The sequence below is a fragment of the bacterium genome (assembly GCA_026398675.1).
In the GTDB taxonomy this organism is placed as follows: Bacteria; RBG-13-66-14; RBG-13-66-14; order RBG-13-66-14; family RBG-13-66-14; genus RBG-13-66-14.
Genome location: JAPLSK010000310.1, coordinates 1 through 11,077, shown reverse-complemented (window position 1 = coordinate 11,077; position 11,077 = coordinate 1). Strand labels below are relative to the sequence as shown.

Below are 11,077 nucleotides of genomic sequence, written 5' to 3'. Positions count from 1 at the left end.
CGCCGAGGCGTCGCAGGAAAAATCGTGGTGCCCGGCGGTCATCTCCCCGTCGAGAACCGTCGCTATCCTCCGTCCGGATAGGTCGTATAGCGATATACTTATACGGCCGTTCTCGGGCAAAGTGTAGTCAACCGTGAATGAACCGCTCGCCGGGCTGGGGTAGACGGCGAGGTCAAGCTCGTGAGTCTGCTCGGGATAGGTGACGAATTCAGATGGACCGAAACGGTTTACAAAACGTTCGCCCTCGAGTACATCCAGCCAGTAGCGGTACGCGACGTCGGGGGAAACATCACGATCCAGGTAGCGTATCGTCGAACCCGGAAGCGGGTCGGCATGAATCGGAGACAACTCCCCATTGACTTCCTTCAGGACTCGAAAACCCACCGGTATGTCCCCGGTAATACTCCAACTCAGCAGGATACCGTCATTGCGAACCTCGGTGAACAGGTCTACGTCATCAACAGCTATGTGCATGGCGAATTTGAGGCTATCGTTAGTGTTGTCTCTATACGAGATGTAGGAGTAATCGTACGAATCCAGCACCAGAGATGTAAAAGATCCCACATTACCAATCGAATCCGGGGTTTCGAATCGCCAGGTATCGCCGTTCCAGCGAGCGTATTTAAGACTATTATTACTCTCGTCACTGTACGCTATACGGGGGTAACCGAAGGAGTCTAGCGCCAGTGAACTATATCTACCAAAGTTACCCACAGAGTCTACGGTCTCGATGTGCCAGGTGGAACCGTCCCAGCGGGCGTATTTCAGATCGCGATTAGTACTGTCACTATATGAAATATGGGGATAGTCGGAGGAATCCAGCGCCAAAGATGTGCAAGTGGGTGAGTCCCCCGCCGAATCCACAGTCTCGATAATCCAGTAGGTGCCATCCCAGCGGGCGTATTTGATAGTATCTTTGGTGTCGTTGTAATAGGATATATGGGGGTAGACGGAGGAGTCCAGAGCGAGGGAGTTATAACGCCCCACACTATCTTTCTCTGAATCCACGGACTCTATTTGCCATGCGACGCCGTCCCAATAGGCGTATTTGAGACAATCATTACCGTCGTCCAAATAGGAGATGTGAGGATGGTCTGAAGAGTCCAACACCAGAGAGGGATAGCTACCTACAGCGCCTTCAGCATCAACAGTTTCAATTCGCCAAGAGGTGCCATTCCACTGAGCATACTTAAGGTCATAATTGAATCCATCTAAATATGAGATATGCGGGTAGTTCAAGGAGTCTAGAGCTATAGATGTATGAGAGCCTGAGAACCAACCCGTGTCCACAGTCTCGGTCTGCCATTTGACCCCGTCCCAGTACGCGTATGTGAGGTGTCCGTTTGGATTGGACATGTATGAAATATGCGGGTAACCGGAGTCATCGAGCGCCAGGGACGTGTAATAACCTGTTTCACCCTCAGAGTCTACGGTCTCGTTGAACCAAGCGGCGTTTATCGAACTGACAACCGTCACCGTAGATACCAACACCATCAGCCGTTTCATCGTATTCCCCTCCCGTGCCGGAAAGGCGCGTCTTCTTCTTCACCATACTTTAGTATAAACGCTTTTGCCGTCGGGTTCAAGGCCGCCGGGCCAGTCGGTCGCGGGCGAAAGAAAAGGCGGCCGGGCCGCCTTTCATCGTTCCAATGGAGACAAGGGGTTTTGCCGGAGGCATAGCTCGCTTCGCTCGGTTAAACCCCTTGCCTAAAACGGGGCTACTTGACAGTGAACGTCTTCTGCCCCAAGAACTCGCCGTCCAGGTAGAACTTCACGTTCCACTCGCCCAGAGCCCAGTTCCCCACGCTGGTGTAGCCCTTGCCGCCGATGACGCGCTTACTTGCGTCCGCGTCGGTGATGTCGAACTCCTCCTCCTGGGTCCACTTCTCGCTCCCGTCGGGGAGGTACCACTTGGCGACGAGCTTGTGGCCGCCCTCGGGCGTGACGGGCTGGATCAGGAGGTTCACCTCCCAGACGATCATCTCGGTCAGGGCGTTGGTGAACTCGGTCATCTGGTTCACGTAGTCGCCGCGGTTGTAGTAGGCGATGCCCATGAGGCTCAAGCCCGAGGTGCCGGCCAGCTCGACCTCCTCCTCGGGCGCCACCTCGCCGACCTGGAAGGTGGCCTGGCCCAGGGGCTTGCCGTCCACGGAGACGAGCAGGGTGTATGTGCCGACGGCCCATTGGCCCGGTTCCTCGTAGCCCTTGCCCCCGGCGACCTGCTTGACCAGGGCGCCCTCGGGGATGGTGATGGCGCGGTCCTCGGTCCACAGGCTCTTCCCCTCGGGGTCGAGCCAGTTGACGGAGACGGTGTGGTCGCCGGCGGCCCCCTCGGCCAGGGAGAATTTGGCGAACCAGATGATGGTGGTGGTGTCGTCCCTGGAGAAGACCTTGACCGGCTCGGTGATGTCGCCGACGTGGTGGAAATCCACCCCGGCTAAAAGGATGGGCTGCTCCTGGGCGGCCTCGCCGGTGACGCGGAAAATCTCCTCGCCGACCGGGGCGCTGTCGAGGAAGAACTTGATGGTGTAGACGCCGGGCTCCCAGCCGCCGGGTGAATCGTAGCCCTTGCCGCCGACGACGGTGACGGGCTTGGGGGCGCCGACGGATATCGTGCGCTCCTCGGTCCACTTGAGCGTTCCGTCGGGCAGGAGCCACTCGGCCTCGACTCTGTGTCCCGCCCCCGGTTCGCCGGAGAAGGAGAGGGGTTTTCCGCATGGCGACCTCGCTTGGAAGCGTTTTTTTAAAAAATTACAGCCGGCGGGTGGTCAGGAGTCCACGCCGGGGCCCGGGGCGCGGCGGAGAATCCTCCCCGCCGTCACCGCCACCAGGGAGAGGGTCAAGAGCCAACCCAGGACGGCCTCGAGGGACACCAGAATCCAGCCGAACGCGCCCGCGGCGAAGCGGAACCCGTCGCCGAAGAGCGCCGCGAAGGACACGCCCAGGTAGCCGAAGATGGAGTAAATCTCGTAGTAGAGAATCTGGGGCGGGGCTTGCGCCACCAGGGCGATACAGTTGGCCGCGACGAAGAGGGCGGCGAAGACGACGGTGACGACCAGCGCGACGAGACCCAGCCGCCAGGGCCGCTCCCCGCCACCGGTAACGAAGTCCCACAGGCGGTAAAGGGCGCCCGGGGGCGGCGACGGGGCCGGTCTTCGGGGGCCGACCGGAAACAGCCGCCGGACGATGACGGTGACGAAAGAGACCATCACGAGCCAGCCGATGACCGCCTCGAGGGACACCAGTATCCAGCCCGACGCATCGGCGGCGTAGGCGAAGCCGTTGCCGACCAAGGCCGCCAGCGAGATTCCGAAGTAACCCGTGAGGTCGTAGATGTTGGGGGTGGCGATGGCCGGCAGGACGTTCAGGCGGATGGCGAGGAGGTTGAGGCCGATGAAGAGGATGCCGAAGAGATAGACGGCCCCGCCGGCGGTGACCAAGAGACGGAACGGCCGCTCACCGTAACCGGCGAAGACCCGCCAGAGCCAGAGGGTGAAGCAGCGCAGGGCGGGCTTCAATCCGCCGGCCCGCGCACAGCGGCGGACGAGCGCGTGCTCCGTCTCCCAGGCCAGGTGGCGCACCCGGCCGGCGGACCGGTGCGCCGACGAGTCCTCGAGCCTCCCCGCGATGGAAAGGAGCTTTTGGATGAAAGCGCGCCGCTCGCCGTCGGAGCGGTCGCCCCCGACGTAATCCCGCCGGAGCGAGTCCAGCGCCTCCCTCAACAGGGCGGGGTCGCCGAGCCCGGCGGGGTGGAGCGCCTCCAGGGCGGCCCGGTCGGCCCCGTCGCCGTCGCCCGAACCGGCCAGGAGCTCCGCGGCCTGGAGGTAGTACATGGCGGCGCTGGTCGGGTTTTCCCCCTCGATCTGCGCCGCCCGCTCCAACAGGCGGTCCGGGTCCTCCAAGCGGGTTATTTCTCCCTGTGGGTCCATCTTTCGTCTCACGCGGCGTTTCGGCCAAGTATACCAGTTTGGCCGGGGCGGTGAAAGGAGTGAAAAAGGGGGAACCCGCGGGGGTTCCCCGATGCCGCGACCGTTCCGGTTCGCTAGAACTCGGCCTTGATGGCGCCCCAGGTGGATTGATACACCAATCCCGGCGAATCCTCGGTGTTGAAGGTCCAAACGAAGTCATCAACCATCACGTTGCCTATAACATCGGCCAGGCCGGCGGCCACGGTACAGGTGATGGTGTCCCCGTAGGGCAGGGGGTCGTCGGGGGTGAAGGTGCAGATGACGTCCATCGGGTCGGTGTCGTCGACGTCCAGGTCGCCGTCGATGGTGACGGTCGAGCCGAAGACGACGCCGATGGAGGCGTCAGCGCTCACGGCGCGGCCGTCGGAGAGCGTGGTGTCGTGGGCGGTGAAGTCGATCGTGTCGAGGTCTATATTGGAGGCATCGTCAACGCAGTGGAAAACGATGTCGGAGTCTATCGGCACGTAGGACTCACCGTCGGTGGGTTCCATATCGGCCACGTAGGGCGGGTCGCTGTCGGGGTTGAGCTCGTAGTAGAAGTTCACCTCGTAGTACTGGACGTACTCCCACACGTGGTGGAAGTAGGACAGGAACCCGAAGTCGACGACGGAGGTGGTTTTCTGGTCGGCGTCGAAGTAGTACTCCTGGACGTAGTGGTCCTGGGTGGTGTCCTCGAACTCGAAGTCGATGTAGCTGTAGTCGGAGAAGGTCAACCGAACCTCGTGGGGGATGCTGTAGTAGCCACTCTGGTAGCTGCGCCCCTCGGTGCGGATGTAGCACACGTCCACGTCGTCGGGCCACTCCACCTGGAACCAGTCGCCGGCTCCGTCGGTGGTCGGGTTGACTGAACGGTCGTTGCTCCAGAAGGTGCCGTAGTTGTCGTCGAGGGCGTTGCTGGCCGGATAATTCGGAGTGTACTCGCTCCATGCGCTGGCGGTGGCACTGGAGGTATCCACCTCGTCGTAGGCCAGAACCGGCAGGGCGAAGACGACCGCAAACAGAAGAATGATTGGTACCGTTCTCACGGTTTCCCCCTTTTTTATGTCATTTCCAGGCCAGTTTATCACAAACAAAGAACGGGATGGTGTGGTTTCTCCAGGGTTGGAGAATCCGACCGGCGGCCGCTCCCGGGTGGTCTGGTTCCCTTGGGAAGCGTAAAAAGGGGGAAGTGAGCGGGGGTTCCCCGATGCCGCGACCGTTCCGGTTCGCTAGAATTCGGCCTTGATGGCGCCCCAGGAAAGCTCTCTGACGGCGGGCCGGTCGCCCATGCGGTACCGGATGGCGTTGCTCATGAGTATCCAGCCGTCGCCCCGCCAGAGGTGGTAGTCGCCGGGGCATATGTTGAGGCCGACCACGTTCTCGTCGGCGTTGATGCCCGCCAGGGCGCAGCCGTTGGTCAGGTCGGCCAGCCAGGTGGCGCCGGGGTAGTCGTCCGGGTAGGGAATGTAGGGCGGGGATTTTAACCGAGCGAACCGAGCGAAGCGAGCTACGCCTCCGGCGAACCGAGCTATGCCCCCGGCAAATCCCCGCCGCTTTACCCCTCACCCTAACCCGTAAGCGCGCTTCCCCTCAGAGGGGGGAGGGAGAATAAGGCAGCCCTCACCGCCCGTGCCTCGCATTTGCGATGACGTAGGGGCGGGTCTCCTGACCCGCCCGTTTTTTTACACTCCCACCCTCGACCTTCACCCCGGCCCGTAGGCAAATGCTCCTCTTAAATGTAGGGCGGGGATTCCTATCCCCGCCGCTTTAATAAGGAAGCCCTCACCCTAGCCCTCTCCCACGGGGAGAGGGGACCGCTTCACCCCTCTCCCTAGCCCGTAGGCGAGCCTCCCCCCAGAGGGGGGAGGGAATCGCTACACCCCTCTCCCTAGCCCGTAGGCGAGCCTCCCCCCAGAGGGGGGTGGGGACAGGCAGTCCGGCTACCCCTTCAGCCCCTCGAAAAGGTGCAGCGCCTCGGGGTCGGTGAGCTCGACGACGCGGTCCAGGAGCAGCCGGTGGCGCGTCGGACTGTCGGCCCCGGCGAAGCTTGCCGCCAGCTCCGCCGTCGGCGGTTCCTCCAGCCAGCGGGCGAAGAGGCCCTCTAAAACCTCTCGGGCCTCCTTGCAGACGCCGACGACGGCGGGGTGCGAATAGAACCGCTCTCGGGAGAAGACCTTGAGCTCCGCGATGAGCCCGCCCAGCTCCTCGGGGTAGCCGATGACGGGAAACTCGACGCCCGCGCGCTCGGCCCCGTCGAGCTCGACCGCGGCGTGCCGGGTGAGGGTTTTTATTATCACGCCCAGGGTCTCGCGCTTGGGCGAGCGCAGGAAGAGGGCCAGCCGGTCGGGTATCGCGCCCCGGCGGGCGTCGAAGAGCCCGGCCTGGCGCATGTCCTCCGTGTCGTGGGCCAGGTAGGCTATCTCATCGGCCAGGTCCACCACCTGGGCCTCCAGCGTCCGCGGACGGGACCAGGGCTCCCCTTTGGCCGCGTAGCCCAGCTCGATGAACACGGGGGGCAACTCGCGTCCGTCGGGGTAGTCCGCCGGGTCGTACCGCGTGTGGCAGAGGATGCCCTGGCGGGTGGGCCGCGTCAGGTCGAGGGATTCCAGCTCGTCCACCACGCGCAGGGAGTGCTCGTTGTGCTCGAATCCGCCGGCCCCGGCGCGGCGCATTATCCCCCGCAGGGCGTCCTCCCCGGCGTGGCCGAAGGGGGAATGGCCCAGGTCGTGCCCCAGGGAAATCGCCTCGGTGAGATCCTCGTTCAAGCGCAGTGATCGCGCCAGGCTCCGGGCGACCTGCATCACCTCCAGGGTGTGGGTCAGGCGGGTGGTGAAGCGGGCGTGGGGCGGGCCGGGGATGACCTGCGTCTTGTGCATCAGGAGGCGGAAGTGGCGCGAGTGGAGGATGCGGTCGCGGTCGCGGGCGAACTCGGTGCGCAGGGGGTCGGGCGCGTAGGCGGGATCGCGGCGCCGGGCGTCGCGCGACCTGGCCGCGTAGCGCGAGAGCTCCCGCTCCTCCAGCTTCTCCCAGTCCTCTTTCCCGCGCGGCAAGGTCATGGGTCGTTCAGGTTAAAGGGGCCGACCTTCGGGACGGCCCGTCAAAGAAACAGATACCAGGCCAGGATGGTCTCGCCGGCGAGGTAGGCCGCCATCACGCCCGCCGCCAAAAACGGCCCGAAGGGCAGCGTTTCCTTCCGGGTGATGATTTTATAGACGGCGCCGTAGAGCGCCCCGGCGCCCACGGCAATGAAGGCCGCCACCAGCACCAGCTTCCAACCCAGAAAGGCCCCGGACGCCGCCAGCAATTTCAAGTCCCCCCCGCCCATGGCCTCCCGCTTGAACACCAGCCGCCCCAGGACGGCGAAGATGAGCAAGAGCCCACCGCCCACCAGCGCACCCAAGAGGCTATCCAGCGGCTCGAGGCCGAAGGGGTAGAAGCTCGCCGCCAGACCGAAAATCCCCAGCCCCAGGCAGAGCTTGTTCGGGATGACCCCCTCGGTGAGGTCGGTCGCCGCCGCCACCAACAGGCCCGTGAAGAGGATGCAGCCGACCACCGCCGGGAAGGTGAACCCCTCCACGGCGAATACCCCCAGCCAGCCCAGGGCGTTGGCCAGCTCGATGATGGGGTAGCGCGGCGAAATCTTCTTGCCGCAGTGGGCGCATTTGCCGCCCAGGGTCAGGAAGGAGAGGACGGGGATTTTCTCGTTGGCGGTCAGGGGCGCCTTGCACTCGGGGCAGAAGCTCCCCGGCCGCAGGATGGAGATGCGGCGCGGGACGCGGTAGATGAGCACGTTGGCGAAGCTGCCCACCACCAGGCCCAGGACCAGTACCACGAAGGAGTAGACGAAGCTGGCCAAGGGGCGGGTCCCTCCGGTTCGAGAATCCGGTCTTAGTTTACCATACCCCGCGCCCCGGTTGACGCGCCGGGCCGTCGGTGCTAGGCTTGGGGCGGAGGAATCCCCATGCGGACGCTCCGACGCCTCCTTCCCGTGGTTTCTCTGGCGCTGGTCGGACTGGCGGTCCTCGCCGGAGTGGTCCTGTTCGCCCGTGAGGCGCTGGCCGGGGTGGAGGAGATACGGTCCGAGCTTTCGGCCATCGAGGACGACCTGCGGGACCAGCGCCAGGCACGGGAGAAGGTCCGCCGGCAGGAGCTGGGCATCCTGGGCGAGCTGCAGTTGTTGCAACAGCGCGCCGAAAAGGGACGGGCCAACCAGCGCCGCCTGCTGAAAGCCCAGGGCACGACCGCCGAGGCCGTCGCCTACACCCAGATGGAGATAGACCGCCTCGAGCGCCAGGCCGACGAGCGGCGGGACCTCCTGGGCCGGCGGCTCTCCATGCTCTACATGATAGGCCGCGACGGCGGCTCCCGATTCGTCTTCTCCGCCCGCGACTTCTCCGCCATGGCCCGGCGATTCCTCTTCCTCAAGGCCTTCGCCCAGCAGGACCGCACCATCTACGACGAGATTCTGGCCTCCGTGCACCAGCAGGAGCTGAAAAAGGCCGACCTCGAGGTGGCCATGACGACGCTCGATCGCCTCGCGGAGCTGGCCAAGGAGGAGCTGGCCCTCTACGAGAGCGACCTGGCCGAGAAGCAGACGCTCCTGGAACAGGTGCAGCGGGAGCGTTCGGTCTACGAGGCGGTCATCCAGGAGAAGGAGAAGGCGGCGTCCCGGTTGCAGTCGAAGCTGGACCAGATCATCGCCGCCGACGCCAGCGAGCGCGCCGGGCACGAGATGAGCGTGGCCGACATACCCGACTCCGACGTTTACACCGCCGAGATACCCGAGCTGCGCATCTGGCCCACCGAGGGGACCATCATCCGTTACTTCGGCCGCGTCGAGGACCCGCGCTACGGAACCACCACCAAGTCCGACGGCATAGACATCGCCGCCCCCGAGGGCCGCTACTTCGTCAGCGTCCTGCCCGGCGAAGTCATCTACGCCGATTGGTTCCAGGGCTACGGCAAGCTCCTGGTCATCGCGCACGCCGACGGAGTCCACACCCTCTACGCCCACGCCCAGGAGCTTCTGGTCCGGGTGGGGGACCACGTGGATGAGAACCAGCGCATCGGCACCGTGGGCTCGACGGGCTCCATCACCGAGCCGGCGCTGCACTTCGAGATCCGCAAGGCCGGCCGGGCGGTGGACCCCCTGGCGTACCTGGCCGAATAAGGGCCGCGCGGAATCGGGAATAGACTCGTAGGGGCGGGTGTCTACACCCGCCCGAAAGATATGAAACAAAAACCACCCAAACGGAAACGAATACGGCTCCAACGTGAATTGTACTCGGACAGCGGTAGGGCGTTTTCAATCACCATCTGCACGGCGCAAAATCGGTCCGTGTTTTCAGACCACGAACTCACCGATTTGGTATGGAAACACCTAATCAGATATTTCAACGCAGAGGCGACACTGTACGCCGCCTGCCTCATGCCCGACCATGTCCATCTCTTGGTGTCTCCGGTTGAGAAAAACCTCATCAACTTACTAGGTTCGTGGAAGACGTACACGGCCAAGCTGTTGAAGGGAAAGGGCGTGGAGGTGCCATTGTGGCAGCGGAGTTTCTACGACCACTCGGTCCGCACCGACGAGGACCTGGCCGCGGCGGCTCGGTACATCGTGGGAAACCCGGTACGCAAAGGTCTGTGCACGGATTATCGTAGTTATCCTTTTTGTTATCTACGGCAGTGACGGGCGACCGTGGACGGTCGCCCCTACGGATGAATCGCACCTACGCCGTAGGGGCGGGTGTCCACACCCGCCCGCATCGGTGCTATAATCTCTACCATGAATGAACGGACCAGAAAACTCTACTACGGCGATTGCCTGGACGTCATGCGGGGGATGATTCCCGACGCCTCCGTGGACCTCGTCTACCTCGACCCGCCCTTCAACTCAAACGCCACTTACACCGTTCTCTTCAAAACACCGGAGGGGTTGGGCGACGCCGCCCAGATAAGGGCCTTCGAGGATACCTGGCACTGGACCGCCCAGACCGAGCGCGAGTACGAGGAAATCCTGAAAAACCCTTACGGCAACTCCGACCTGGCGAAGTTGACCGGCGCCCTGCTCCAGTTTCTCGGCCAGAACGACATGATGGCATACCTGGTGCACATGGCGAACCGCCTCCTCGAAATCCGCCGAGTGATGAAGGACACGGCCAGCATCTACCTCCACTGCGATCCAGCGGCGAGCCACTACCTCAAGTTGGTGATGGATGCTGTGGTAGGGACCAATAATTTTAGGAACGAGATTATTTGGCAACGCACGAACACACACAATGACGCTGGGCAATTTGGGCGCATTCACGATGTTATTCTCTTTTACACTTATTCCCCCCGGTACACTTGGAACGTGGTCACTACGGGCTACTCGCCCGAACAGTTGAAACGATACAAGCTTGATGAGAACGGCCGGTTATACACAGGACAGGATATGACCGCCAGCCGGCCAGATAGTGATTCTGGCAAATTCAACTGGCGGGGAACGATGCCGCCGCCAAGCCGGGGTTGGGGTTACACTATTGAACAGCTTGAGAAATGGTGGGCTGACGGTCTCATCCTAACGAAGAAGGACGGAACGCCAAGGATGGACGGCCTAAAGAAGTACCTCAACGAAATGCCGGGGAAACCTTTGCAATCCATATGGACCGACATCCCCCGTATTCCGAACACGTCGCAAGAACGGCTTGGCTACCCGACCCAAAAACCGTATGCACTACTGGAGCGTATTATCCAGGCTTCGAGCAACGAGGACGACGTGGTCCTGGACCCCTTCTGCGGCTGCGGCACCACCGTCCACGCCGCCGAGCAACTCAAACGCTCCTGGATCGGCATTGACATCACCCACCTGGCGATAAACCTCATCCGCACGCGCCTGACCTCCGCCTTCCCCGGCATCGAGATAGAAACCCACGGCCTCCCGGCCAGCTACGCCGGGGCGCTGGAGCTGGCCCGGGCCGACAAGCACGAGTTCGAGCTGTGGGTGTTGAGCGAGATCGGGGCCATGCCCTACAAGGGCGGACGGAAGGGCGCCGACACCGGCATTGACGGCTACCTCTTCTTCCGCTACCTGGATGAGGCAAGGGGCGGAACAACGGAAGAGGCAAGGGGCTTAAGCCCCTTGTCTAAGC

At 63.0% G+C, this 11,077-nt stretch carries 10 protein-coding genes; 3 read left to right on the top strand and 7 right to left on the bottom strand.

Going from position 1 to position 11,077, the window contains the following annotated elements:
- From NTW26_09185 to NTW26_09155, 7 genes are all read right to left on the bottom strand, one after another.
- On the bottom strand, positions 1 to 1,506 hold a 1,506-nt coding region (locus tag NTW26_09185; protein ID MCX7022427.1), incomplete at its 3' end, for a hypothetical protein.
- Positions 1,507 to 1,718: 212 nt separating this feature from the next.
- Entirely contained in the window at positions 1,719 to 2,432 is a 714-nt protein-coding gene (locus NTW26_09180) for a hypothetical protein (protein MCX7022426.1), read from the bottom strand.
- 336 nt (positions 2,433 to 2,768) lie between these two features.
- Positions 2,769 to 3,929 (bottom strand): hypothetical protein, encoded by a 1,161-nt coding sequence (locus NTW26_09175; protein ID MCX7022425.1) that lies wholly within the window; start codon positions 3,927 to 3,929, stop codon positions 2,769 to 2,771.
- 113 nt (positions 3,930 to 4,042) lie between these two features.
- Positions 4,043 to 4,993 carry an Ig-like domain-containing protein gene (locus tag NTW26_09170; protein MCX7022424.1) on the bottom strand — a complete coding sequence of 317 codons (951 nt, stop codon included), beginning with the start codon at positions 4,991 to 4,993 and terminating at the stop codon, positions 4,043 to 4,045.
- 183 nt (positions 4,994 to 5,176) lie between these two features.
- The gene (locus NTW26_09165; protein ID MCX7022423.1) at positions 5,177 to 5,323 is read right to left on the bottom strand and encodes a hypothetical protein; all 147 of its coding nucleotides are present in this window, start codon (positions 5,321 to 5,323) and stop codon (positions 5,177 to 5,179) included.
- A gap of 564 nt (positions 5,324 to 5,887) precedes the next feature.
- Complete coding sequence (gene dgt, locus NTW26_09160) at positions 5,888 to 7,003, bottom strand: dNTP triphosphohydrolase (GenBank protein ID MCX7022422.1); 1,116 nt, start codon at positions 7,001 to 7,003, stop codon at positions 5,888 to 5,890.
- Positions 7,004 to 7,044: 41 nt separating this feature from the next.
- Entirely contained in the window at positions 7,045 to 7,803 is a 759-nt protein-coding gene (locus tag NTW26_09155; GenBank protein ID MCX7022421.1) for a prepilin peptidase, read from the bottom strand.
- Positions 7,804 to 7,908: 105 nt separating this feature from the next.
- Here NTW26_09155 and NTW26_09150 point away from each other — a divergent pair, with 105 nt between their 5' ends.
- From NTW26_09150 to NTW26_09140, 3 genes are all read left to right on the top strand, one after another.
- The gene (locus NTW26_09150) at positions 7,909 to 9,117 is read left to right on the top strand and encodes a peptidoglycan DD-metalloendopeptidase family protein (GenBank protein ID MCX7022420.1); all 1,209 of its coding nucleotides are present in this window, start codon (positions 7,909 to 7,911) and stop codon (positions 9,115 to 9,117) included.
- 60 nt (positions 9,118 to 9,177) lie between these two features.
- Positions 9,178 to 9,636 (top strand): transposase, encoded by a 459-nt coding sequence (locus tag NTW26_09145; GenBank protein MCX7022419.1) that lies wholly within the window; start codon positions 9,178 to 9,180, stop codon positions 9,634 to 9,636.
- A 96-nt stretch (positions 9,637 to 9,732) separates the two neighbouring features.
- Positions 9,733 to 11,077 (top strand): site-specific DNA-methyltransferase (locus NTW26_09140; GenBank protein MCX7022418.1); only part of this gene is annotated, 1,345 nt, incomplete at its 3' end.